The following is a 23,554-nucleotide window of genomic DNA, read 5'->3' on the forward strand; positions in this document are numbered from 1 at the left end:
GTCCGGCACCGCCGACGTCTCAGGTGAGGTGGGTCACGTGTCGGCCGCGTCGAGCCCCGCGCTCACGTCTCGCGTACGGGCTCCACGACCTCGAGCCGCTCGAGCAGGAAGAGCAGCGCCGCGGCGAAGGGGTTCGTCGCGGTCTCCTCCCGCACCCGCGCGAAGTCGACCTGCTCGCGCAACGCGCGGACCACCGGGATCATCGCCCCGAAGTCGCAGTAGTGCTCGTCGAGGGCGAGCATCTTCTGCACGACGACCTCGGTCGCGGACAGCACCGGCATCTCCACGGACAGGACCTCCAGGACGTCGGCGTCCTCCACGACCGCGCGCTCGGCGGGGCCGCTGGAGTGCCGGTGGATCAGGTCCACCATGGCGCCGTCGCTATAGACCTTGAAGAGCCAGTCCTCCGGCGGATGGACGACCTCGAGCCCGTTCGCCTCGAGGCACTCCTCGACCTGGTCCACGTCCTCGGCCGCGATGAGGAAGTCCACGTCGTGGTCGGGCTCTGGGCCACCGCGTGCCCAGACCGCGTAGCCGCCCGTCAGCGCGAAGGGGACACCGGACTGCTTCAACGCCACGGCGACGCGCTTCAGCGCCTCGCGCAGGGCCTCCTGGGAACCGTCCATGCCGGGCAGGTACCCGTCATGCATGACTTCACGCCCGATGGGGCACGAGGGGGAGATGCGACTCGCCAGCTTCAACATCCTGCACGCGCGCTCGCAGCAGGACGATCGCGTGGACATCGACCGCTTCGCCGCGGCCATCGCGTCCCTGGACGCCGACGTGCTCGCGCTCCAGGAGGTCGACCGCTACCAGTCCCGCTCCTCGGACGCCGATCTCACCGCGGTCGCCGCTGACGCCATGGGCGCCCCGGAGCACCGGTTCGTCGCGGCGCTGTCCGGCGTGCCTGGCGCGACCTGGATGGCCGCGGACGGCAACGAGCAGCCTGACAGCGCGGCGTACGGCATCGCGCTGCTCTCCCGCTACCCGGTGCACGCCTGGCACACCGTCCGCCTGGCCCCGGTCCCGCTCAAGTTTCCGATGTGGTTCAAGGGCTCGCGCCGCCCCGAGCTGATCCGCGACGAGCCGCGCGTGGCGGTCGCGGCCGCCGTCGAGACACCCCACGGCATGGTGACGGTCGCCGACGTGCACCTCACCTTCGTCGAGTGGTGGAACGGCCGTCAGCTGGCGCTGGTGCGCGACTCGCTGGCGACCGCGAACCGCCCGCTCGTGCTGATGGGCGACCTCAACATGGGGCCGGCACGGGCGGCGCGCATCACGGGGATGCGACCGCTGGTGTCCCAGCCGACCTTCCCGGCGCACACGCCGCGCATGCAGCTCGACCACGTCCTGCTCGACGGCGACCTGCCGACGGCTACCGGTCGCGCGGTCGAGATGCCGCTGTCGGACCACCGGGCTTTGGTGGTCGACGTGTCCGACCGACGTCGTCCGAATCCGTCGCACTCGTCTCAGGAGGCGTGGTGAAGCTCCTTCTCACGTCCGGAGGCATCACGAACGAGAGCATCCGCGACGCTCTGGTCGATCTGCTGGGCAAGCCGATCTCCGCGTCCCACGCGCTCTGCATCCCCACGGCGCAGTGGGGCCACCCGATGCTCGGGCCCGCCACGGTACGACGCTCCGTCGCCGGCGAGCCTCCGTTCGACAGGATGGCCAGCCTGGGCTGGGCGTCCTTGGGCGTCCTCGAGCTCACCGCGCTGCCCAGCATCGGCGAGGAGCGGTGGGTGGCGTGGGTCCGAGAGGCCGACGTGCTGCTGGTGGACGGCGGCGACACGACGTACCTGTGCCACTGGATGCGGGAGTCAGGGCTGTCGCGGGTCATGGCGTCGCTGCCCGAGACGGTCTGGGTCGGGATGAGTGCCGGCAGCATGGTGATGACACCGCGGATCGGTGACGACTTCGTCTCGTGGCCGTCCGCCCCGGACGACCGCGCGCTCGGGGTCGTCGACTTCTCGATCTACCCCCACCTGGACCACGAGCAGATGCCGGGGAACACGTTGGCCGAGGCGGAGAGATGGGCGGCCGACATCGCAGGTCCGGCGTACGCGATCGACGACCAGACCGCCATCAAGGTGACCGAGGGCAGGGTCGAGGTCATCTCCGAGGGACACTGGAAGGCCTTCCCGGCAGGACCTTGAGGGCCACGCTGAACGAGTCGGTGTCTCAGCTCTTCTTCGCAGCGGACACGTCGACGCAGACGATTCCCTTGTTGCCGTCCTGGTCGGCGATCACGGTGTGCGAGGGCGCGTTGCTGTCGTCGACGACGGTCCCGCCGGCGGCGACGGCGGCGGCGACCCGTTGCTCGGCCACTTCGGGCGCCACGTAGACCTCGATGTGGAACCGCCGCCCCGCGGTCTCGTGCTCGTCGGCGTCCCCGAACCACAGATTCGGCACGCGTGCCGTTGCGTCCCGGATCTCGTCGCTGGGGGTTCCCCGGCCTTGGGCCTCAGCGCTTCCGGTCAGCAGCGCGGCCCACACCGGGGCGATGGCCGCAGAGTCCGCCGTGTCGAGGCCGAGCTCGATGTGGCTGACCGAGCCCGGGTCAGACGTGAGCTGGTGGTCGGCGGCGACCTCGGTGATCCGTCGCGCAAGGTCGACGTCCTGCTGGGTCACCCATTCGACGACGTGTTCAGTGCCCTCGTCGTCGCGGTAGATCGCGTCGTCACTGACCAGCTTGAAGTCGACGTACCCCTTGCCGATCGACACGCGCGGGTGGTGGCCGAGCGCGTCGCCCGCCTCGCCCACCGCGGCGACGAACCGTGCGCCGGCAGCGAAGTCGTCGACCACGTACCGGGCGTGCAGTCCCTGAGCGAGCTTGCGCCAGTCGGTCAGATCGGCCTCGGCGATCTTGTCACCCCTCAGCATGTCCATACGCTGGGACCCTAGCCCCGATCCAGGCGGAGCACCCGAGCTCATCGCTTCGCGGTCGGAGCAACGATCCACGACGGGTAAGCGTCGTACTGGCATGCGGCATGTCCCCGTCACCGTGACCTTGGCACTCTTGTGTGTCGCTGGCGCTGGTTGCAGCGCGGGGACGTCCGATGAGGTTTCGCGTCATGTCGGCACCTACGAGGCCACTGGCGAGGGTGGTGATGGCGCGCTGCTTGAGGGAACTGTCCAACTAGACGACGGCTGCTTCTTCGTCGAAGCCAGCACCAGCGAGCGCTTCCTCGTCTACTTCCCGGCGGACGAGGTCGAGTGGAGCGACGAGGGGCTTCGGTATGCCGTTTCGACGTATGGCACAGGCGACAGCATCGCCCTCGGCGGCGGAGGCTCCAGCGCCTCGCGGCCCGTTCCGTCGGACTGCCGTGAGCGGTTCGAGGCTTTGCCGCAGTGGACTGTCGCTCAGTCCGGCTAGCGCGCTGGGCCAGTCTGCCGACGCGACCGGTACGTCCCGAGCTGATGGCGTGCAAGCCTCGCAGTCAGGGCGTCATCGACCAGGGCTCTGCGAACGTCACTCCGCCGCCCACTGCTGCTTCCTGCAGCTGTGCGCGTATCTCTGGCGCACGGTCCGCCTGAGAGCGGAAGTGAACGGACACGTCCGTGGGACCGGTCCCTTGGACCGAGACGAAGCCCCCGACCGCCCGCACGAAGAACGTACGGCCGGCCCCGTCCTCTTCGGCGACCTCGACATCGTGGGCCTGCAGCGATCTGATTGCCTCGCTGACGCGAACGAGGCTCGTTCTGTCGCCCTTGCCGTTGACAGCGCCGGTTGGACCGAGAGGGGACTCGAAGAATCGGAATCCGCGTGGGCGCAACATGACTCCGGAGTCCAGCCACCACGCAACGACTTCAGGCAGGTCGCTTCCGGCGATGTAAGTCCGGTCCCCGTCCCGCGGCAGCACATGAATGCGGCCCGTCCCTGCGTGGAAGATGATCTGGTCACCTTGCAAGGACTCGGCGACAGACATTGAGGCGAGTGCGTACGCCGGGGTGAGCTCCTCGTCTGGACCGTCGAAGAACCACGACTCCTCGACCACGGTTCGGAAGAAGGCTTGCTTGCTCGCGAGGTCCGTCGGCGCAAACAGGCGGAGGTCGTCGTAGAACGTCCCGTCGCCGAGCGTGGTCATGAGCTCGCGGTATCCGGGCGGTAGCCGACTGTCGAGGGATTCCCCAGCGGCGTCGACGTCGGCGTCCGTCCAGAGCCTCAGCTCGTCCTTCACCAGGTAGAAGTCGCGCCAATCGGCTCTCACACAAGCCCCTCTCATGGTTCGGTCCACGCTACGTGAGAGACGACACCCGCCTGGCTCTCGGAGCCCTACCGGCAGGCCGGTCTGGGACAATCACGTGCATGGACTCACCGGACTCCACCAACGCCAACCCCGACGCCGACCCCCTGCTCCACCTGGCTTTCACCGGCTTGGACCACGCCATCGACAGCGTCGAGGCCAGTGGGGGTCCACTCATCCCGTTCGTTCTCGCACGCACGGGCGACCGGCTGAGTCTGCAGCGCTTCCTCACCGAACGCCTCGAGGACGGCCTGGCGGAGGTCGAGCAGCACCTGGCGGCCGTCATTGCCGGGGACCGCGGAGACCGGACCGCTGAAGTGGATGCTGACGTAGACGGCGCCTGCGGCGCTTGGGACGGCTACCTCACCGTCGAAGGCAGGCGCACCGACGCGGTGCTGGCGCGAGCCGTTGATCGCACTGGAGCCGAGGTGGTCCTGGCGCAGCGGTACGAGGTGCGCGGCCTTCTCCGCAAGACCGCGCGGCGAGTCGGCAACGCTGCACTCATTGCCGACAACCGACGCGAGTAGCTGGTCGGCCGAACGCAGGCGCAGTTGACGCAGCGACGAACTGATGATGTGCAGCACTTCTTGCGAGACCTCCGTGCCGGTTCCTTGCGTCACCGCGAAGCGCGCCACCTCCCCTGACGAGCAGCCGGATGGGCCCCGATGCGCTCACACAGCCGATGGGCGGACCAACGTCGAGGCTGACAGCGTGTCGGCATGTACGGACTGAGCCGTGACACCGACCTGAGTCCCCTGAGCGGTTGCGCACTGACCTTTGTCGGTTTCGGCCAGCACCAGGTGCAGCTCGGCTTCTCGGGAGACACCTGAGGCGCACTACAAGAGCTACCAGATCAGCCTAGGAGACCGCCTGCTGGTTGTCTGACGCAACGCACTGATCCACCGCGACCCGTACGCCCACTCGTACCGATGTGCGCGATCTGCCTCTTGCGAGCCCGATCGAGCAGGCGAGCTGAGCCCCCGGGCGTGCCGATGGCCCCGCTGCCTGGTGCGCAGCGGGGTGTGGGGCGGGGTCATCGTCGACGCTGTTGCGCGATCCCGGGCGGGTCGAGTGGGATGGTGCCGGTGGCGTCGCGGCGGTAGCGGTGGCCGTGGGGGCTGGTCCACACGAACTCGCCGGGCCCGATGACGTCGTAGTGCCATGCAGTGTGGGTCTTGAGGCGGTGGTGGAACCGACACAGCGCACCGAGGTTGTCGGTCTCGGTGGGTCCGGGCTGGGGTCTGCCTTCGGCCTCGGCGTCGTGGTCGTACTCGATGACAAATGGTCCACGTCGCAGCGTCTGGACGGCCGGCTGCACCAGGGAAAGACACACGTCCGGTCTCGCAGAATGACCTGCTCGCGGATTCGGTCCGGGATCTCGTATCCGGGCGCCTCGAGGTGAGCGTTGAGGTCGATGACGGGCTTGACGGTGACCTTCGTGCGGGAGTCGCCGCACCAGGCCCGGACCTGCTCCAGCAGCAGGAGGCGTTGGCCTTCCTCGAGCCGCCCGGTCGGGGTGAACACCGTGTGGCCGTCCTCGACGGAGCGGGCGTCGAAGTGGGCGTGCAGCACCACCGCCCGCGCGGCCGGGAGGCCGTTCTGGCCGGATGCACCTGCCTGGCCTTGGTCTGGGAATGGAGGTCGAGGGCGGTCTGGGTCCGGGCGAGGTCGCCGAGGGCGGCAGCCCTTCGGGCGTCGAGGGACTCGGTGGAGCCGAGGGCCTTGCGCCGCTCGGCGCCGTGGGTCAGGACGCGGTCGACGTCGAGGGCGTCGGCCAGGTCGACCTCCGCCTCGATCCGTACGGTGCCGGCGAAGTGGACGTCCTCGCCGTGAACCGTGACGTGCCGCGGGTCCACGGACAGGTAGCCGTCATCGGGGTCCGCCGCCGGATCCGCTGGGGCGAGCTCGAAGCGCTTGATGCTCTCTGGGACCAGCCGGTCGAGCTGGGCGGGGCCGATGCGTCCGGCGACGGCCGCGACCTGGGCATCGACCCACCCGGCCGCCTCAGGAGTCAGCGACGGGGTGGCGTGGATCGTGGCTTCGGCCACCATCCGGGCCCGCCACGGCGCGACCCGACCCGACTGCACCTGCGCCCACAACCGCGGGAGCCGGTGCCGCAGCTCCAGGGCGTGCCCGATCAGCCGCTTCGCCGACACCGTCGAGATCCCGAGGACGGTGCCGAGCTCGGCGACGCAGAACTCCGCCACCGCCGGGCAGCCCTCACCGGCGATGGGTTCCTCGTGCTCACATCCCGGCACGGTGAAGGTCGCCGCCATGTGGATCGACTCCGGCGGATGGAGGTCCGCCCAGCGGGCGGCGAGGTCGAGCTGACGGGCAGCTTCGGCGTTCTCGACCTCTCGCGAGGCCTTGATCGTGGCGAGCAGACCGGAGGCGTCGAGGTCTCCGACCTCTGCCTCGCGTCTCCGTGCAAGCGTCCCGATCATGTGTTCGATTCTAGAGATCGCCACTGACAATCGCCGACAGCGAGATCAAACGGCTGTTGCAACGAGCCTCTTGTTGAGGGCCTGGCCGGGAGGTCTGCCATTCGAGGGTCTTGCGGGCCTGGTGTTCAGGCTCAGTGCGACGTGGTCGCATTCGGTGGTGGTGAGCTGGCGCACGTCGGCGCCCTTGGGTCAGTACTTGGCGCAGTAGTCCCGTTGGTCGAGTGGGTGTGACCTGACCAGAGTCGGCCGCCGCGCTTGACGGACGCTTGCGCTGCTCTTGCAGTGCCCGTGCCTCAGAGGCCGAGGTCATCAGCGAACTTCTGCTCGCGCCCCGCTACCCGACCGGGCGCCCACCGGCGCCGACAATGACCGCTAGCGCCATGCTGGGCGCATGGAGATGACTCACCCGGTTCTGGACTTTCCCGTCTACGGGCTCTCCGACGGCCCGGACGGCCCGCGGTGGCTCGACGGTGTGGAGGGCCGCCTGGGGTCTCCCGCGACCGGGGTCTGGCTGGGGCACGGGAGCACGCGGCGAGATTCCCGGCGCCCGTGGACGCAGGTGGGCACCTTCTCCGGCGACCGGTTCCCGGGTGCCGGGGTCGACGCCGACGAACGGGCTGCTGGGATAGCCGCGGTGGCAGTGGTGGACGCGACCATGCCTGACCTGGCGAACCGGCCCGACGACTACGGCCAACGGCTGCTGGACGTCGCCTTGTCCCGAGCCGCCGGTCACACGGGGTGGCGGCAGGCGTCCTGGATGGTCGACCACCAGACCGTCTCGGCGTCGGTGCTGGACTGGGCGGGGGCCTGGGCGGCCTTCACGACCGCGCTGCCGGAGGTCGATGTCGTGGTTATCGGGTTCGGCGTCGAGCCCGCCGGGTTGGCCCTGGTCGAGGTGCGGGACGCGTCGACGTACCACTTCGACCTGGGCCGGCCGATCACCTTCCCCGACACCGTCGAGCAGGCGCGTGCCGCCGCCGGTGTCTGGTCCGACCCGGCGACCGTTGACGCCCGGTGGCCCACGCACCCTGACCACACGACCGCTCACGCCTAGGATTTGGGCTCGCCGACGATCCTGAAGCCAGGATGGGAGCGCAAGGACTCTCAGCCGAGAGTGGAGCGCCGGGCCACGAGCTCGGGGAGGAAGACCAGCTGCTCGTGCACGTGCGCGGGGTTGTCGGCCTCGTCGAGGACCAGCTCGGCGGCGCGCCGCCCGAGCTCCTGCCGTGGCTGCCGCACCGAGGTCAGCGGGACGGCCGCGGCGCTGGCGTACTCGATGTCGTCGTAGCCCACGATCGCGAGGTCGCCCGGAACGGCGAGGCCCGACGTGCTCAGCTGCTGGAGCAGGCCGAGGGCGAGCAGGTCGTTGGCGCAGAACGCGGCGGACGGGCGGCGGCGTTTGGCGAGGCCCATCAACCGTTCGCCCGCCGAGCGACCCTCGACCACGGTGAGGCCGTCGGTCGGGACGACGGTCAGCTGGTCGTCGGGAAGGCCCGCCTCCTTCCAGGCGCGACGGGCGCCCTCGAGCCGGTCACGGACCTGGCCGATCGTGTCGGGCCCGCCGATGAAGGCCACGCGCGTGTGTCCCTGCTCGACGAGGTGCTCGACGGCCAGGCGCCCGCCGAGCTCGTCGTCGACGGCGACCGAGCAGAACTGGTCGTCCTCACGGGTGCGGTCGACGATGACCAGCGGCGTGCCGTTGCGGCGTACGTCGTCCAGGACGGACGCCTGGGGATCGACGGGCGTCACCAGGATCCCCTGCACGCGCTGCTCGACGAGGTGGGCGAGGTAGTCGCCCTCCCGCGAGGCCCGGTTGTCCGAGTGGCACAGGAAGAGCCGCAGTCCGGCGGCCTCGGCGGCGCGCTCGGCACCCTCGGCGACGTCGGTGAAGAACGGGTTGCGGGCGTCGAGCAGGACGTAGGCGAGGGTCCGGCTGTGCCCGGCGCGCAGCTGGCGCGCGGACTCGTTGCGGACGAAGCCCAGGTCCTGCATGGCCTGCTCGACCCTCGCCCGCGTCTTGGGCGAGACGCGGTCAGGCCGGTTGAGGACGTTGCTGACGGTGCCCAAGGAGACGCCGGCGCGCGCGGCGACGTCTTTGACGGAATGTGCCCGTGCCACCTGTGCACCTCCCCGCTGTCGGCGGTTGAAACGATGTGGCGGGAAGCGTACGCCATTCCCCCTCCCTGCGGCACCGGCTCAGGGATCAGCGGCGAATCTCCGCGAAGACACCTCTTGACACCTGTGACGGCGCTCACTTACCTTTCGTTGAAACCTTTCAATCCGAGGAGCTCCATGATCGCCAGCAACACCGCCGCGCCGGTGCTCGAGCTGCGTGACGTCTCGAAGTCGTTCGGCCCCGTCGTCGCCCTGCGGTCCGGCAGCCTGCGCGTCGACGCCGGCTCGATCCACGCCCTCGTCGGCGAGAACGGCGCGGGGAAGTCGACCTTGGTCAAGGTCGTTGCCGGCGTGCACCGCCGCGACACCGGCACCTTCGAGCTCGGTGGCGAGCCGGTCGATTTCTCCTCCACCGCAGAGTCCAAGCAGGCCGGCATCGCGGTGATCTACCAGGAGCCGACCCTCTTCCCCGACCTGTCGGTGACCGAGAACATCTTCATGGGCCGCCAGCTGCTCAGCCGGGGCCGCCGGATCGACCGGCAGGCGATGTACGCCGAGGCCGAGGGCCTCTTCACCCGACTGGGCGTCCGCATCGACCCGCGCCGCCCCGCCGAGGGCCTCTCGATCGCCGACCAGCAGATCATCGAGATCGCCAAGGCGATCTCGCTCGACGCGCGCCTCCTGGTGATGGACGAGCCGACCGCCGCGCTGAGTGGCGTCGAGGTCGAGCGGCTGTTCGCCGTCGCTCGCAGCCTGCGCGACGAGGGTCGCGCCCTCGTGTTCATCTCGCACCGCTTCGACGAGGTCTTCGCGCTCGCCGACACGGTCACCGTCATGCGTGACGGCGCCTACATCGACACGCGCCGCATCGACGAGACGTCGCCGTCCGAGCTGGTCTCATTGATGGTGGGCCGCGACGTCGACGACCTCTTCCCCAAGGTCCCCGCGGAGATCGGCGCGCCCGTCCTCCAGGTGCGCGGCCTCAACCGTGCCGGGGTCTTCCACGACATCGACCTGGAGGTGCGGGCCGGGGAGATCGTCGGCCTCGCCGGACTGGTCGGCGCCGGCCGCAGCGAGATCGCCCGCGCCGTCTTCGGCGTCGACCGCTACGACTCGGGCTCGGTGTCGGTGGCCGGGAAGCCCGTCAAGGGCCACGACCCGCGCTCGGCCATCCGCGCCGGGATGGCGTTCATCCCCGAGGACCGACGCAAGCAGGGCCTCGTCATCGACTCCTCGGTGACCCGCAACGTCGCGGGCGTGATCCGTCGCGGCATCGCGAAGGCGGGCCTGCTGACCTCGGCGATGGAGCACCGTGCCGCCGGCCCCTGGGCCGCGACCCTCGAGGTGAAGACCAGCGCGCTCGACATGACCGCGGCCACGATGAGCGGAGGCAACCAACAGAAGGTGGTCATCGCCAAGTGGCTGGCGACCGGGCCGAAGCTGCTGATCATCGACGAGCCCACCCGCGGCATCGACGTCGGCACCAAGGCGGAGGTCCACCGGCTGCTCTCCGAGCTGGCCGGCCAGGGCCTCGCGATCCTGATGATCTCCTCAGAGCTCCCCGAGGTCCTCGGCATGGCCGACCGCGTCCTGGTCCTCTGCGAGGGACGGATCACCGCCGAGCTCGATCGCGCCGACGCCACCCCCGAGGCCGTGATGCACGCGGCCACCCACCACCTGGAGGCCGCGCGATGAGCCACACCGACATCGAGCGCCCGGACGCGGAGTCCAGCGAGGTGTCCGCGAGCGAGGCCCTGCTCGTCGAGCCGAGTCGGCTCTCGCCCACCCGCCGGGTCCTCACCACCGTGCTGCGCTCGCGCGAGCTGTCCATCTTCCTCGTGCTGGTCGCGGTCGTCGTGCTGGCGACCGCCAAGAACGAGAGCTTCCTCTTCAGCTCCGACGGCTGGCGCAACTTCCTGCTCAACCCGTCGATCCTGGTGCTGCTCGCAGTCGGCCAGGGCGTCGTGATCATCACCCGCAACGTCGACCTGTCCGTCGGCTCGGTGATGGCGCTCACTGCCTACCTCACCGGCCGGCTCTTCATCGAGCAGCCCGGCCTGCCGGTGGTCGTGGTCCTCGCCGCGTGTCTGCTGCTCGGCGCGGTCCTCGGCCTCGTCAACGGCGCGCTGGTTGCGTACGGCAACGTGCCGGCCCTCGTCATCACGCTCGGCACCCTCTACATCTACCGCGGGATCATGCTCACCTGGGCGGGCAGCGACCGGATCAACGCCGGCGACCTCCCCCGCGAGTTCTTGCGGCTCGGCACCCGCGCCGTCCTCGGCGTACCCATCCTGACGATCATCGCGCTCGTGGTGCTCGCCGCGGTCGGCTACTACCTCCACACCGCCCGTGGCGGCCGGGAGCTCTACGCCATCGGCTCCGACCCCGACGCGGCCGTGCTCTACGGCCTGGCCGTACGCCGTCGCGTGCTGGCCGCCTTCGTCCTCAGCGGCGCCTTGGCCGGGCTGGCCGGCGCCCTCTACACCGCCCGCTACGGCACGGTGAGCTCGAGCGTCGGCAACGGCATCGAGCTCCAGGCCGTCGCCGCGGCCGTGATCGGCGGCATCGCGATCTTCGGCGGCAGCGGCACCGTGTGGGGCGCAGCCATCGGCGCCTTCCTGCTCGTGACCATCAACCGAGCCCTGCCCAGCCTGGGCATCGAGGACTTCTGGCAGCGCGCCGTCGTGGGCGCCCTGATCCTCGGCGCGATCGTGCTCGACCGCGTCCTCGCCGCCAGACAGGCCCGCCGGCTCGCCGAATCGAGGGACCACGCATGAGCACCCACAAGCCGACGGCACCCGCCCGCACGTACGCCGCGTACTCGGCGCCGCTGTGGCGACGTGTCCTGCTCACCCGGGAGACGGCCGTCATCGCCCTGACTGCGGCGGTGATCCTCTACTCGATCGTCAACGTGCCCAACTTCGACGGGCCGCTGACCCTGAAGTTCCTCCTCCAGGACATCGCACCGATCCTGCTGATCGCGCTGCCGATGACGCTGGTGATCATCACCGGCGAGATCGACCTCTCCGTCGCGAGCATCATGGGCCTGAGCAGCGTGCTGCTCGGCGTGCTCCACGAGAACGGCATGTCCGTCCCCGCCGCGGCGCTCCTGGCGCTGCTCGCCGGCCTCGCGTGTGGCGCCCTCAACGGGTTCCTGATCGCCTACGTGGGACTGCCCTCGCTCGCCGTCACCATCGGCACCCTGGCGCTCTTCCGGGGCATCGCGGTCGGCCTCCTCGGCACGAAGGCGGTCACGGACTTCACGGAGAAGTGGAGCGACGTGGCAACCGGCACGATCGGCGACAGCCGCATCCCGTTGGTCATCATCCCGTTCGCGGTGCTCGCCGTCGCCTTCGTCGTCCTGCTGCACTTCTCGACCTTCGGGCGCGGTGTCTACGACATCGGTCTCAACGACGAGGCGGCGCACTTCACCGGCGTCGACGTGGCACGCACGAAGTTCATCCTGTTCGTCCTGTCGGGCGTGGTGTCCGCCTTCGCCGGCATCTACTTCACGCTCCGCTTCGGCAGCGCCCGGGGCGACAACGCCACCGGCTACGAGCTGCAGGTCATCGCAGCCGTGCTCCTCGGCGGCGTCTCGATCTTCGGTGGTCGCGGCCGGCTGCACGGCGTGCTCGCCGGCGTCGTCCTGATCGGTGTCATCTCCAGCGCGCTCCGTCTGGAGAGCGTCACGGTCAACGTCACCAACATCATCGTCGGCTGCCTGCTGGTGGCCTCGGTGATCCTCCCCAGCGTCCTTGCGTCGACCTCATCGAGGTTGCCGCGCAAGGCAGCGACTCCCCCGGAGTCGCGCCCCACCCAGAACGCGGCATCCGCCGGCGTCTAGGAACACGAAAGGTAGACACGCATGAAGTTCCACACGAGGCGGCCGACGGCACTGGCTGCGATCCTGCTCACCGCGTCCGTTGCCCTGACCGCCTGCGGCGACGACGGGGGCGACGGCGGCGACTCCGGCAGCGGCGGCGATGGTGGCGGCGCGCTCAGCATGACCATGCTCCCCAAGAACCTGGGCAACCCCTACTTCGACACCAGCACCAAGGGCGCGGAGAAGGCGGCCGAGGAGCTCGGCGCGGAGATCGAGGAGGTCGGCCCCGAGGCCGCCAGCCCTGACGCGCAGGTGTCCTACATCAACACCGTCGCACAGCAGGGCCAGGACGCGCTGATCCTCTCCGCCAACGACCCCGAGGCCCTCTGTGACGCGATCGACGAGGCCCGCAGCGCCGACGTCAAGGTCGTCACCTTCGACGCCGACACCAACCCCGAGTGCCGCGACCTGTTCGTCAACCAGGCCACCGCCGAGGGCATCGCGGCCAAGCAGCTCGAGCTCATCTCCGAGCAGATCGGCGGCGAGGGCGAGATCGCCATCCTGTCCGCCAGCGCCAACGCGACCAACCAGAACGCGTGGATCGAGATGATGGAGACCGAGCTCGCCGAGAACCCCGACTACGCCAACATCGAGCTGGTCGACACCGTCTACGGCGACGACGAGGACCAGAAGTCCTTCGACCAGACCGAGGCGCTGCTGCAGAACCACCCCGACCTCAAGGGCATCATCTCGCCCACCACGGTCGGCATCGCCGCCGCAGCCCGCTACCTGTCGGACTCCGACGCGAAGGGCAAGGTCGCTCTGACCGGTCTGGGCACCCCCAACCAGATGCGTGAGTACGTCGAGAACGGCACGGTCGAGTCCTTCGCCCTGTGGAACCCCGAGGACCTCGGCTTCCTGGCGACGTACGCCGCGGCCGCGCTGGTCAACGGTGACATCTCCGGCGAGGAGGGCGACACCTTCGAGGCCGGCGACCTCGGCGAGTTCGAGGTCGGCGCCGACGGCGTCGTGCTCCTCGGCGAGCCGTTCACCTTCAACGCGGACAACATCGGCGACTTCGACTTCTGATCGGCCCCCCACCACCTGACGTCCCGGGGCCGGCGCCACATCCGCCGGCCCCGGGACCTCCCACCACCGTGCCCCCACGAGCAAGGAGAACGCGATGCACCGCGTCTGCTTCACCCTCCAGGTCCGCCGTGACCGGATGGCGGAGTACGCCGAGCGCCACGCCGCGGTGTGGCCCGAGATGCTCCGCGCCCTCCGTGACACCGGCTGGCACAACTACTCCCTCTTCCTGCGCGAGGACGGCCTGCTCGTCGGCTACCTCGAGACCCCGGACCTCGCAGCCGCCCGACATGGCATGGCCGACACCGAGGTCAACGTCCGCTGGCAGGCCGAGATGGCCCCGTTCTTCGAGGACCTCGACCTTCCCGCCGACCAGGGGTTCTGGCAGCTGACCGAGGTGTTCCACCTCGAGGACCAGCTCGCCGACCTCACCGCCGACACACAGCCAGACGCACAGCCAGACACACGCCCAGACGCACCCACCCAGACAGCTCAGGACCAGTGATGACCACCTTCTCCGCCATCAGCGCCCGGCTCGGCGACCTCGCGATCGAGGTGCCGTCCTGGGCCTACGGCAACTCCGGCACCCGCTTCAAGGTCTTCGGCTCCCCCGGGACTCCGCGCAGCGTCCAGGAGAAGATCGCCGACGCCGCCACGGTGCACCGCTTCACCGGCCTGGCGCCGACCGTGGCGCTGCACATCCCGTGGGACCTCGTCGACGACTACGCCGCGCTCGCGTCGTACGCCGAGGACCAGGGCGTGCGCCTCGGCACCATCAACTCCAACACCTTCCAGGACGACGACTACAAGCTCGGCAGCCTCACCCACGCCGACCCGGCCGTCCGCGCGAAGGCGGTGCAGCACAACCTCGACTGCATCGAGGTGATGCACCAGACGGGCTCGCGCGACCTGAAGATCTGGCTCGCCGACGGCACGAACTACCCCGGCCAGGGCGACATCCGCGCGCGCCAGGACTGGCTGGCCGAGGGCCTGCGCACGATCTACGACCAGCTCTCCGACGACCAGCGGCTGGTGCTGGAGTACAAGTTCTTCGAGCCGGCGTTCTACCACACCGACGTGCCGGACTGGGGCACGTCGTACGCCCACTGCACCGCCCTGGGCGACCGCGCGATGGTGTGCCTCGACACCGGCCACCACGCGCCCGGCACCAACATCGAGTTCATCGTCGCCCAGCTCCTGCGGCTCGGCCGGCTCGGCTCGTTCGACTTCAACAGCCGCTTCTACGCCGACGACGACCTGATCGTCGGTGCCGCCGACCCCTACCAGCTCTTCCGGATCATGGTCGAGGTCGTGCGCGGAGGCGGCTACGGCAACAGCGCCGACGGCAGGCCCAACGACGTCGCGCTGATGCTCGACCAGTGCCACAACATCGAGGCCAAGGTGCCCGGGCAGATCCGCTCCGTGCTCAACGTCCAGGAGATGACGGCCCGGGCACTGCTGCTCGACACCGACGCGCTCGACAAGGCGCGTACGTCCGGCGACGTGCTGCTCGCCAACGAGATCTACATGGACGCCTTCTACACCGACGTACGACGCGACCTGGCCGCCTGGCGCGAGCAGCGCGGCCTGCCGGCCGACCCCATGCGTGCCTACCTCGACTCCGGCTACCAGCAGCAGATCGAGGCGGACCGCGTCGGCGGCTCGCAGGCCGGCTGGAACTGACACATCAACCCGGTCTCGTGACGGTCGCCAGAGCGACCTCCTCGACCAGCGAAACCGAACAGGAATCCTGCAATCGTGAATGACCTCAACCCCACCGCCAGCCCTGTTGTGGCCGAGCTCGTCGAGCGCTCGAACCGGCTGGGCTCGGACCCCAAGAACACCAACTACGCCGGTGGCAACACCTCGGCCAAGGGCACTGCGACGGACCCCGTCACCGGCGAGGACGTCGAGCTGCTGTGGGTGAAGGGGTCCGGGGGGGACCTCGGCACGCTGACGCCCTCGGGCCTCGCGGTGCTCCGGCTGGACCGGATGCGCGCGCTCGTCGACGTCTACCCCGGGGTGGACCGCGAGGACGAGATGGTGGCGGCCTTCGACTACTGCCTCCACGGCAAGGGCGGGGCCGCGCCGTCGATCGACACCGCGATGCACGGCCTGGTCGACGCCGCCCACGTCGACCACCTGCACCCCGACTCGGGCATCGCCATCGCCACTGCCGCGGATGGTGAGCACCTGACCAAGGAGGTCTTCGGCGACAAGGTGGTGTGGGTGCCGTGGCGCCGGCCAGGCTTCCAGCTCGGGCTCGACATCGCCGCCATCAAGGAGGCCAACCCGCGGGCGATCGGCTGCGTCCTCGGCGGCCACGGCATCACCGCCTGGGGCGACACCAGCGAGCAGTCGCGCAAGAACTCGCTCTGGATCATCCGCACCGCGGAGCGCTACATCAAGCAGCACTCGAAGAAGAACCCGTTCGGTGCCCGCGTGAAGAAGTACGAGCCGCTCAGCCCGGCAAGGCGTCGTGCCCGCGCCGCCGAGGTCGCGCCGCTGCTGCGCGGCGTCGCGTCGCAGGACCGCCCGATGGTCGGCCACTTCATCGACGACAAGGTCGTCCTCGACTTTCTCGCCAGCCGCAACGCCCCGCGCCTGGCCGAGCTCGGCACGTCGTGCCCCGACCACTTCCTGCGCACCAAGGTCAAGCCGATGCTGCTCGACCTCGGCCCGGACGCCCCGATGGACAAGGTGCGGACCCGGGTCGCCGAGCTGCACGAGGCCTACCGCGCCGACTACGCGGCCTACTACGACCACAACGCCAAGGCGCTCGGGGGCGAGTGGCCCGCGATGCGCGGCGCCGACCCGCTGATCATCCTGGTGCCGGGCGTGGGCATGTTCAGCTACGGCAAGGACAAGCAGACCGCTCGCGTGGCGGGTGAGTTCTACGTCAACGCCATCAACGTGATGCGCGGCGCCGAGGGCCTGTCGACGTACGCCCCCATCGACGAGTCGGAGAAGTTCCGTATCGAGTACTGGGCGCTGGAGGAGGCCAAGCTCCAGCGGATGCCGAAGCCCAAGCCGCTCGCGACGCGCGTCGCGCTCGTCACCGGCGCCGCGTCCGGCATCGGCCGGGCCACCGCGGTCAAGCTGGCCGCCGAGGGCGCCTGCGTCGTGATCGCCGACCTGTCGCAGGAGTTGGCCCGGGAGGCGGCCGCGGCGATCGGGGGCCCCGACGTCGCCGTCGGCGTCCAGGTCGACGTCTCCGACGCCGCTGCGGTGCAGGCCGCCGTCGACGCTGCCGTGCTGGCCTTCGGCGGCCTCGACCTCGTCGTCAACAACGCCGGGCTCTCCCTGTCGCGCTCCCTGCTGGAGACGACCGAGAAGGACTGGGACCTCCAGCACGACGTGATGGCGAAGGGCTCGTTCCTCGTGGCCCGGGCCGCGGCGAAGGTGATGATCGACCAGGGCATCGGCGGCGACATCGTCTACATCTCGTCGAAGAACTCGGTCTTCGCCGGCCCCAACAACGTCGCGTACGGCGCCGCCAAGGCCGACCAGGCCCACCAGGTGCGCCTCCTGGCCGCCGAGCTCGGCGAGCACGGCATCAAGGTCAACGGCGTGAACCCCGACGGCGTCGTCCAGGGCTCCGGGATCTTCGCCGGAGGCTGGGGCGCGTCGCGGGCGGCCGTCTACGGAGTCGACGAGAAGGACCTCGGCAAGTTCTACGCCCAGCGCACCCTGCTCAAGCGCGAGGTGCTGCCGGAGAACATCGCCAACGCCGTCTTCGTGCTCTGCTCCGACGAGCTCAGCCACACCACCGGCCTCCACGTCCCGGTGGACGCCGGGGTCGCGGCGGCGTTCCTCCGGTGACCGAGCGCTTCGGTGGTTGAGGTGCGAGCGCAGCGAGCCTCGAAACCACCCGTCGCCGTCGCCGCCGTCGACCTCGGGGCCTCGAGCGGCCGGGTGATGGTGGGCGAGGTCGGACCCGACGTGCTCCGCCTGCACGCGGCCGCACGCTTCGGCAACGAGCCGATCCGCACCACGGACGGCCTGCACTGGGACGTGCACGAGCTGCACCGGCAGACGTTGGCCGGACTGGCGGCTGCGCGCCGGCTGGCCGCGGACACCGCGGCCGGACGGCTGGCCAGCGTCGGCATCGACAGCTGGGCGGTCGACTACGGCCTGCTCCGCGACGGACGCCTGCTCGGGCATCCCTTCCACTACCGCGACGAGGTGCGGAGCGACCGAGGGCCGCTGCTCGTGCACGACGTGCTCCCGCCCGAGGAGCTGTACGCGCGCAATGGGCTGCAGTTCCTGCCGTTCAACACGCTGTTCCAGCTCGCCGCCGATCCGTTGCACGCCGACGCGGACCGGCTGCTGCTCGTGCCCGACCTGATGGCCTACTGGCTGACCGGCGTCGAGGCTGCCGAGCGCACCAACGCCTCGACGACCGGTCTGCTCGACGTCCGCACCCGCGAGTGGGACGACGAGGTCATCGCCCGGCTCGGCATCGCCCGCTCGCTCCTGGCCGACCTGGTCGACCCCGGCACGACCGTCGGCACCCTCCTCCCGGAGGTCGGCGAGGCCGTCGGCGCCCCGGGCCTGCCGGTGGTCGCCGTGGGCTCCCACGACACCGCGTCCGCGGTGGTCGGGGTGCCCTTCGAGCGGGCGGAGGCGGCGTACGTCTCCCTCGGCACCTGGGGCCTCGTCGGGCTCGAGCTCCACGAGCCGGTGCTCACCGAGGAGAGCCGGCTGGCCAACTTCACCCACGAGGGCGGGGTGGACGGGACGACCCGGTTCCTCACCAACGTGATGGGCACCTGGCTGCTCAGCGAGTCGCTGCGGGCGTGGGGCCGCGACGACCTGCCCGCCCTGCTTGCGGCAGCCGGGGACGTCACTGGTCCCGTGCCGGTCGTGGACGTCCAGGACCCGCGCTTCGTGCCGCCCGGCGACATGCCAGCCAGGATCGCGGCGTGGTGCGCCGAGCACGACGTCGCCGCGCCGAGCGACGCGGCCGGCATCGTGCGCTGCATCGTCGAGTCGCTCGCGGCGGCGTACGCCGAGGCGCTGACGACGGCGTCGCGCCTCGCGCGCAAGCGGGTCGAGGTGGTGCACGTCGTCGGCGGCGGCAGCCAGAACACCTTGCTGTGCCAGGCGATCGCCGACGGCACCGGCCTGCCGGTGGTCGCCGGACCGGTCGAGGCGACCGCCCTCGGCAACGTGCTGGTGCAGGCCCGCGCCGCTGGGGCCGTACGCGGCGGGCTCGGCGACCTGCGGGCGCTGATCGCGCGCACCCAGCACCTCCGCCGATACGAGCCGCACGCGCGTGCGTGGAAGGATGTCGAGGCGTGAGGGTCGCCCTCCAGATCACCTGCGTCAACGACGCCATGTTCCCCGATACGGGGAAGGCGGTCGTCCGGCTGCTGCGCCGCCTCGGGGTCGAGGTCGACTTCCCGGCCGCCCAGACCTGCTGCAGCCAGCCGATGGTCAACACCGGCTACCTCGACGAGGCGGTGCCGGTGGTGCGGGCGTACGTGGACGCGTTCTCCGGCTATGACGCGGTGGTGACGCCGTCGGGGTCGTGTGCCGGGTCCGTCCGGCACCAGCACGCGCTCGTGGCACGGCGTTCGGGTGATCCGGGGCTGGTGGCCGCGGTCGCGGACACCTCGCCGCGGGCCTACGAGCTGTCGGAGTTCCTCGTCGACGTGCTCGGCGTGGTCGACGTGGGGGCCTACTTCCCGCACCGGGTGACCTACCACCCGACGTGCCACAGCCTGCGGATGCTGGGTGTCGGTGACCGGCCTCAGCAGCTGCTCGAGAACGTCCGCGGGATCGAGCTCGTCGACCTGCCCCACGCGACGGAGTGCTGTGGGTTCGGCGGCACGTTCGCGCTGAAGAACGCCGACACGTCGGTCGCGATGGGCGCCGACAAGGCCCGTCACGTCCGCGACACCGGTGCGGAGGTCCTGGTGGCCGGCGACAACTCCTGCCTGATGCACATCGGCGGGATGCTCTCGCGCCAGCGCGCCGGCGTACGAGTCATGCACCTGGCCGAGATCCTGGCGGCAACGGCATGAGCGGCACCTTCGTCGGGATGCCCGCCTTCCCGACCGCCGCCCGCGAGGCGCTGGGCGACACGCAGCTGCGGCGCAACCTCGCCCACGCCACCCGCACCATCCGCGACAAGCGCGCCAAGGTGGTCGCCGAGGTCGAGGAGTGGGAGGAGCTGCGGCTCGCCGGCGCAGGCGTCAAGGAGGCCGCGCTGCGCGACCTCGCCACGCACCTCGAGACCCTCGAGGACTCCCTGACCCGGGCCGGCGCGACGGTGCACTGGGCCCGGGACGCCGAGGAGGCGTGCGCGATCGTCGCGTCCGTGACCAAGGCCCAGGGCGCGGACGAGGTCGTGAAGGTCAAGTCGATGGCCACGCAGGAGATCGGACTCAACGAGGCCTTGGAGGCCGATGGCATCGCCGCCTGGGAGACCGACCTGGCCGAGCTCATCGTGCAGCTCGGCGAGGACCTGCCCTCACACATCCTGGTCCCGGCGATCCACCGCAACCGCGCCGAGATCCGCGAGATCTTCCGCCGCCGCATGGGCGCCGTGGGCCGGCCCGCTCCCGACGGCCTCAGCGACGAGCCGGCCGCCCTCGCCGGAGCCGCGCGCGAGCACCTGCGCGAGAAGTTCCTGCGGGCCAAGGTCGCGGTCTCCGGCGCCAACTTCGCCGTCGCCGACACCGGCACCCTCGTGGTGGTCGAGTCCGAGGGCAACGGCCGGATGTGCCTGACCCTGCCCGAGGTGCTCATCAGCGTCGTCGGCATCGAGAAGGTCGTCGCCACCTGGGCCGACCTCGACCCGATGCTGCGGCTGCTGCCCCGCTCCTCCACCGGTGAGCGGATGAACCCCTACACCTCCACGTGGTCCGGCGTGACGCCCGGCGACGGTCCCCAGGAGGTGCACGTCGTGCTCCTCGACAACGGCCGCACCCGTGCGCTGGCCGACGACGTCGGACGCCAGGCCCTGCGCTGCATCCGCTGCTCTGCCTGCCTCAACGTCTGCCCGGTCTACGAACGCGTCGGCGGACACGCCTACGGCTCGGTCTACCCCGGCCCCATCGGCGCCATCCTCAACCCGCTCCTCAACGGCGTCACCGACCCCCAGACCGCGTCCCTGCCCTACGCCTCCACCCTGTGCGGCGCCTGCTTCGAGGTCTGCCCCGTGCGCATCGACATCCCTTCGGTCCTCGTCGACCAGCGCGCCGCCGTCGTCGACTCCCACCGCGACGACCGGATCCCCAAGCCGGAGGCAGTCGCGATGAAGGGCGCCGCCTGGACCTTCTCCTCGGCCCGACGTCTCGCCCGCGCCGAGCAGGCGTCCGGCCTGGCCGGGCGGGTTCTCGGCCGGTTCTCCCGTACGACCCTGCCCGGTGGGCAGGCGGCTGCGGGCCGCCTTCCCGGCCCCGCGGCCGGGTGGACCTCCGCCCGCGACCTCCCCGCCCCGCCGGCTGAGTCCTTCCGGGCCTGGTGGCTGCGTACCAACGGGGGCACCGACGGCGGCCAGGACGGAGGCGGGTCGTGAGCGCCCGCGACGAGATCCTGGCCAAGGTCCGCTCCGCCCTCGACGGGGTCGAGCCGGCGTACGCCGTCCCGCCCGCCCCGCGCGTACCTGACCGCGGCGACCTCGCCGCCCTCTTCGTGGAGCGGGTGGAGGACTACCGCGCCGTGGTGACCCGTTGTGCCGCGCCCGACCTGGCCGGGGTCGTGGCCCAGGTGCTCGACGGCGCGCGGGCGGTCGTACCTCCCGGGCTGGACCTCGACCTGCCCGGCGCGGTCACCGACGACGGCTTCACCGCCTACGAGCTCGACCGCTTCGACGCCGTCGTGACCCGAGCGCGGGTCGGCATCGCCGAGACCGGCACCATCGTGCTCGACCACGCCCCCGACCAGGGGCGGAGGGCCATCAGCCTGGTCCCCGACCTCCACGTCTGCATCGTCGACGCGGGCCAGGTCGTCGCCGACGTCCCCGATGCGATCGCCCTGCTCGACCCCGCGCGACCCCTCACCTGGATCAGCGGACCGTCCGCCACCAGCGACATCGAGCTCGACCGCGTCGAAGGGGTCCACGGCCCCCGCACCCTCCACGTCGTCCTCGTCTCTTGACGAGTTGAGTGCTGGACCCGTCGTAGCCGCCGCGGGGGCCAGCACTCGACCCGCGCCTGTGGACGACGCCAGCGGCGAAGACCCCCGTCCCCCGACACTCGGGCGATGGGGGATCGATTCTGGCGTGGGTTGGCCGACGCGCAAGCCGGCTGCTGTCGCGTAGGCAGCTCCGTGCGCTCGGGGTCAGCGAGTCCGAGCTGCGCCACCACGTGGCGATGGAGCGATGGGCTCATCGGAGCAGCGGCGTGGTCAGTACGACGACCGGACCGCTGTCGCATGAACAGCGGTTGTGGCTGGGGGTGCTGCATGCCGGACCGACGGCCATGGTGGGTGGCCTGAACGCAGCAGAGTGGGGTGGGCTCAAGCGATGGCCCCGAGACGAGATCACCATCCTGGTGAGCAACCCACTCAGCTACGAGACCCTGCCGGGCTACCGCTTCTTCCGCACCCGTCGTTCCTTCAAGCTCCTGGTCGGGCGCGGCGAGCTACCGGTCTGCAAGGTGGCTCCGGCTGTGCTCCTGTTCGCCTCGACCGAACCCCACCTGCGCACCGCGCTGGGCGCCGTCACAGCCACGGTCCAGCAGCGGCTCACGACCCCGGACGAGCTCCTCGAGTGGATCACTCTCCTGGCGCCCTTGCGCCGGGCTCGGCACTTTCGCGACCTCCTCGGTGACGTCACCGACGGGGCACAGTCGCTCGCCGAGGTCGACTTCCGCCGCGCCTGCCGCACATACGGCCTGCAGCTGCCGACCAGCCAACGCGTCCGTCTCGACAGCCGCGGACGCAAGCGCTACACCGACAACGAGTGGCGGCTGCCGAACGGCATCGTGGTGATGCTCGAGATCGACGGCGCCTTCCACGACGACGTCCTTCAGGCCACCGATGACCGCGCCCGGAACCGTCGGCTCTCGGGCGAGGGACGCATCCTCGTCCAGTGCACCGCGTGGGAGGTCCGCCACGACCCCGAGCGGCTCATCGAGGACCTCGTTGCACTCGGCGTACCCCGCAGTTGAGTGCTCGCGCTCGCTCGCACTACGACGGGTTGAGCACTCGACTCACGGGGAAGGGTCAGTGGGCGACGCCGTACAACCGGTCGCCCGCGTCGCCGAGGCCCGGCACGATGTAGCCCTTGTCGTTGAGCTTCTCGTCCATCGCCGCGGTCACCACGGTGACCGGGACGGCGTGGTCGCCGAGCGCGGCCTCGAGGTTGTCGACGCCCTCGGGGGCGGCGAGGAGGCAGATGGCGGTGATGTCGTCGGCGCCGCGCATGGTGAGGAACTGGATGGCCGCCGCGAGGGTGCCGCCGGTCGCGAGCATCGGGTCCAGGACGTAGCACTGGCGACCCGACAGGTCCTCGGGCAGGCGCTCGGCGTACGTCGATGCCGCCAGCGTCTGCTCGTTGCGGACCATGCCCAGGAAGCCGACCTCGGCGGTCGGCAGCAGCCGCATCATGCCGTCGAGCATGCCCAGACCGGCGCGCAGGATCGGCACGACCATCGGCTTGGGCTGGGCCAGGTGGACGCCCGTCGTCGGGCCGACCGGGGTGGTGATGTCCATCGGCTCCACCCGCACCTCGCGGGTGGCCTCGTAGGCCAGCAGGGTGACCAGCTCGTCGGTCAGGCGACGGAAGGTCGGCGAGTCGGTGTCCTGGTTGCGCAGGACGGTGAGCTTGTGGGAGACGAGGGGGTGGTTCACCACGTGCAGGCGCATGGGGGCAACCCTAGTGGTGG

Annotated in this window: 23 protein-coding genes and 1 pseudogene; 17 read left to right on the forward strand and 7 right to left on the reverse strand. The window is 70.6% G+C overall.

Features of this window, described 5'->3' with window-relative positions:
- Nucleotides 1-62: 62 nt before the first annotated feature.
- Nucleotides 63-626 carry a nucleotidyltransferase family protein gene (locus J3P44_RS09910; protein ID WP_255890169.1) on the reverse strand — a complete coding sequence of 188 codons (564 nt, stop codon included), beginning with the start codon at nt 624-626 and terminating at the stop codon, nt 63-65.
- A gap of 22 nt (nt 627-648) precedes the next feature.
- On the opposite strand from J3P44_RS09910, the gene J3P44_RS09915 reads away from it, so the two are divergent.
- Nucleotides 649-1,485, forward strand: a complete 837-nt coding sequence (locus J3P44_RS09915) for an endonuclease/exonuclease/phosphatase family protein (RefSeq protein ID WP_255890171.1) — start codon at nt 649-651, stop codon at nt 1,483-1,485.
- Nucleotides 1,482-2,156: a Type 1 glutamine amidotransferase-like domain-containing protein gene (locus J3P44_RS09920; protein WP_255890173.1), complete on the forward strand. Its 675-nt coding sequence runs from the start codon at nt 1,482-1,484 to the stop codon at nt 2,154-2,156. The genes J3P44_RS09915 and J3P44_RS09920 overlap by 4 nt, the downstream gene beginning before the upstream one ends.
- 25 nt (nt 2,157-2,181) lie before the next feature.
- On the opposite strand, the gene J3P44_RS09925 is transcribed toward J3P44_RS09920, so the two are convergent.
- Nucleotides 2,182-2,883, reverse strand: coding sequence for a 4a-hydroxytetrahydrobiopterin dehydratase (locus tag J3P44_RS09925; RefSeq protein ID WP_255890175.1), 702 nt, complete (start codon nt 2,881-2,883; stop codon nt 2,182-2,184).
- A 100-nt stretch (nt 2,884-2,983) separates the two neighbouring features.
- Here J3P44_RS09925 and J3P44_RS09930 point away from each other — a divergent pair, with 100 nt between their 5' ends.
- Nucleotides 2,984-3,376 (forward strand): hypothetical protein, encoded by a 393-nt coding sequence (locus J3P44_RS09930; protein ID WP_255890176.1) that lies wholly within the window; start codon nt 2,984-2,986, stop codon nt 3,374-3,376.
- 64 nt (nt 3,377-3,440) lie between these two features.
- On the opposite strand, the gene J3P44_RS09935 is transcribed toward J3P44_RS09930, so the two are convergent.
- Complete coding sequence (locus J3P44_RS09935) at nt 3,441-4,181, reverse strand: SMI1/KNR4 family protein (protein ID WP_255890177.1); 741 nt, start codon at nt 4,179-4,181, stop codon at nt 3,441-3,443.
- A 128-nt stretch (nt 4,182-4,309) separates the two neighbouring features.
- On the opposite strand from J3P44_RS09935, the gene J3P44_RS09940 reads away from it, so the two are divergent.
- The gene (locus tag J3P44_RS09940; protein ID WP_255890178.1) at nt 4,310-4,774 is read left to right on the forward strand and encodes a hypothetical protein; all 465 of its coding nucleotides are present in this window, start codon (nt 4,310-4,312) and stop codon (nt 4,772-4,774) included.
- Between the two features lie 506 nt (nt 4,775-5,280).
- Here J3P44_RS09940 and J3P44_RS09945 read toward each other — a convergent pair.
- Together J3P44_RS09945 and J3P44_RS25800 are read right to left on the reverse strand one after the other, a co-directional pair.
- On the reverse strand, nt 5,281-5,580 hold the full coding sequence (locus J3P44_RS09945; protein WP_255890179.1) for a hypothetical protein: 300 nt from the start codon (nt 5,578-5,580) through the stop codon (nt 5,281-5,283).
- A 373-nt stretch (nt 5,581-5,953) separates the two neighbouring features.
- Nucleotides 5,954-6,691 (reverse strand): annotated as a pseudogene (locus J3P44_RS25800) (DUF222 domain-containing protein); the annotation flags it as partial.
- Between the two features lie 391 nt (nt 6,692-7,082).
- Between J3P44_RS25800 and J3P44_RS09955 the strand changes: the two are divergent.
- The gene (locus J3P44_RS09955; protein WP_255890181.1) at nt 7,083-7,745 is read left to right on the forward strand and encodes a hypothetical protein; all 663 of its coding nucleotides are present in this window, start codon (nt 7,083-7,085) and stop codon (nt 7,743-7,745) included.
- A 50-nt stretch (nt 7,746-7,795) separates the two neighbouring features.
- Here J3P44_RS09955 and J3P44_RS09960 read toward each other — a convergent pair whose 3' ends face one another.
- Complete coding sequence (locus tag J3P44_RS09960) at nt 7,796-8,809, reverse strand: LacI family DNA-binding transcriptional regulator (RefSeq protein WP_255890182.1); 1,014 nt, start codon at nt 8,807-8,809, stop codon at nt 7,796-7,798.
- Nucleotides 8,810-8,983: 174 nt separating this feature from the next.
- Between J3P44_RS09960 and J3P44_RS09965 the strand changes: the two genes are divergently transcribed.
- From J3P44_RS09965 to J3P44_RS10020, 12 genes are all read left to right on the forward strand, one after another.
- Nucleotides 8,984-10,501, forward strand: a complete 1,518-nt coding sequence (locus tag J3P44_RS09965) for a sugar ABC transporter ATP-binding protein (protein ID WP_255890183.1) — start codon at nt 8,984-8,986, stop codon at nt 10,499-10,501.
- A complete protein-coding gene (locus tag J3P44_RS09970) occupies nt 10,498-11,583 on the forward strand; it encodes an ABC transporter permease (RefSeq protein ID WP_255890184.1) in 1,086 nt (361 codons plus the stop codon). Before J3P44_RS09965 ends, J3P44_RS09970 begins: the two co-directional genes overlap by 4 nt.
- Complete coding sequence (locus J3P44_RS09975; RefSeq protein WP_255890185.1) at nt 11,580-12,650, forward strand: ABC transporter permease; 1,071 nt, start codon at nt 11,580-11,582, stop codon at nt 12,648-12,650. Before J3P44_RS09970 ends, J3P44_RS09975 begins: the two co-directional genes overlap by 4 nt.
- 21 nt (nt 12,651-12,671) lie before the next feature.
- A complete protein-coding gene (gene rhaS, locus J3P44_RS09980) occupies nt 12,672-13,718 on the forward strand; it encodes a rhamnose ABC transporter substrate-binding protein (RefSeq protein WP_255890187.1) in 1,047 nt (348 codons plus the stop codon).
- A gap of 94 nt (nt 13,719-13,812) precedes the next feature.
- Entirely contained in the window at nt 13,813-14,220 is a 408-nt protein-coding gene (locus tag J3P44_RS09985) for an L-rhamnose mutarotase (protein ID WP_255890188.1), read from the forward strand.
- Nucleotides 14,220-15,398, forward strand: coding sequence for an L-rhamnose isomerase (gene rhaI, locus J3P44_RS09990; protein ID WP_255890189.1), 1,179 nt, complete (start codon nt 14,220-14,222; stop codon nt 15,396-15,398). The genes J3P44_RS09985 and rhaI overlap by 1 nt, the downstream gene beginning before the upstream one ends.
- A gap of 75 nt (nt 15,399-15,473) precedes the next feature.
- The gene (locus J3P44_RS09995; RefSeq protein ID WP_255890190.1) at nt 15,474-17,537 is read left to right on the forward strand and encodes a bifunctional aldolase/short-chain dehydrogenase; all 2,064 of its coding nucleotides are present in this window, start codon (nt 15,474-15,476) and stop codon (nt 17,535-17,537) included.
- A 21-nt stretch (nt 17,538-17,558) separates the two neighbouring features.
- Nucleotides 17,559-19,019 carry a rhamnulokinase gene (locus J3P44_RS10000; protein ID WP_255890192.1) on the forward strand — a complete coding sequence of 487 codons (1,461 nt, stop codon included), beginning with the start codon at nt 17,559-17,561 and terminating at the stop codon, nt 19,017-19,019.
- Complete coding sequence (locus J3P44_RS10005) at nt 19,016-19,744, forward strand: (Fe-S)-binding protein (RefSeq protein ID WP_372496551.1); 729 nt, start codon at nt 19,016-19,018, stop codon at nt 19,742-19,744. The genes J3P44_RS10000 and J3P44_RS10005 overlap by 4 nt, the downstream gene beginning before the upstream one ends.
- Nucleotides 19,741-21,243: a lactate utilization protein B gene (locus J3P44_RS10010; RefSeq protein ID WP_255890193.1), complete on the forward strand. Its 1,503-nt coding sequence runs from the start codon at nt 19,741-19,743 to the stop codon at nt 21,241-21,243. The genes J3P44_RS10005 and J3P44_RS10010 overlap by 4 nt, the downstream gene beginning before the upstream one ends.
- Entirely contained in the window at nt 21,240-21,824 is a 585-nt protein-coding gene (locus J3P44_RS10015) for a LutC/YkgG family protein (RefSeq protein WP_255890194.1), read from the forward strand. Before J3P44_RS10010 ends, J3P44_RS10015 begins: the two co-directional genes overlap by 4 nt.
- A 395-nt stretch (nt 21,825-22,219) precedes the next feature.
- A complete protein-coding gene (locus J3P44_RS10020; RefSeq protein WP_255890195.1) occupies nt 22,220-22,837 on the forward strand; it encodes a putative endonuclease domain-containing protein in 618 nt (205 codons plus the stop codon).
- A 55-nt stretch (nt 22,838-22,892) separates the two neighbouring features.
- Here J3P44_RS10020 and upp read toward each other — a convergent pair whose 3' ends face one another.
- Entirely contained in the window at nt 22,893-23,534 is a 642-nt protein-coding gene (upp, locus tag J3P44_RS10025) for a uracil phosphoribosyltransferase (protein WP_255890197.1), read from the reverse strand.
- Nucleotides 23,535-23,554 lie beyond the last annotated feature (20 nt).

The organism is Nocardioides astragali, from assembly GCF_024436375.1.
Classification (GTDB): Bacteria; Actinomycetota; Actinomycetes; order Propionibacteriales; family Nocardioidaceae; genus Nocardioides; species Nocardioides astragali.

Coding starts and splice junctions, on each gene's coding strand:
- J3P44_RS09910 (WP_255890169.1), bottom strand. CDS start 626: ATGGACGGTTCCCAGGAGGCCCTGCGCGAGGCGCTGAAGCGCGTCGCC.
- J3P44_RS09915 (WP_255890171.1), top strand. CDS start 649: ATGACTTCACGCCCGATGGGGCACGAGGGGGAGATGCGACTCGCCAGC.
- J3P44_RS09925 (WP_255890175.1), bottom strand. CDS start 2,883: ATGCTGAGGGGTGACAAGATCGCCGAGGCCGATCTGACCGACTGGCGC.
- J3P44_RS09930 (WP_255890176.1), top strand. CDS start 2,984: ATGCGGCATGTCCCCGTCACCGTGACCTTGGCACTCTTGTGTGTCGCT.
- J3P44_RS09940 (WP_255890178.1), top strand. CDS start 4,310: ATGGACTCACCGGACTCCACCAACGCCAACCCCGACGCCGACCCCCTG.
- J3P44_RS09955 (WP_255890181.1), top strand. CDS start 7,083: ATGGAGATGACTCACCCGGTTCTGGACTTTCCCGTCTACGGGCTCTCC.
- J3P44_RS09965 (WP_255890183.1), top strand. CDS start 8,984: ATGATCGCCAGCAACACCGCCGCGCCGGTGCTCGAGCTGCGTGACGTC.
- J3P44_RS09970 (WP_255890184.1), top strand. CDS start 10,498: ATGAGCCACACCGACATCGAGCGCCCGGACGCGGAGTCCAGCGAGGTG.
- J3P44_RS09975 (WP_255890185.1), top strand. CDS start 11,580: ATGAGCACCCACAAGCCGACGGCACCCGCCCGCACGTACGCCGCGTAC.
- rhaS (WP_255890187.1), top strand. CDS start 12,672: ATGAAGTTCCACACGAGGCGGCCGACGGCACTGGCTGCGATCCTGCTC.
- J3P44_RS09985 (WP_255890188.1), top strand. CDS start 13,813: ATGCACCGCGTCTGCTTCACCCTCCAGGTCCGCCGTGACCGGATGGCG.
- rhaI (WP_255890189.1), top strand. CDS start 14,220: ATGACCACCTTCTCCGCCATCAGCGCCCGGCTCGGCGACCTCGCGATC.
- J3P44_RS10010 (WP_255890193.1), top strand. CDS start 19,741: ATGAGCGGCACCTTCGTCGGGATGCCCGCCTTCCCGACCGCCGCCCGC.
- upp (WP_255890197.1), bottom strand. CDS start 23,534: ATGCGCCTGCACGTGGTGAACCACCCCCTCGTCTCCCACAAGCTCACC.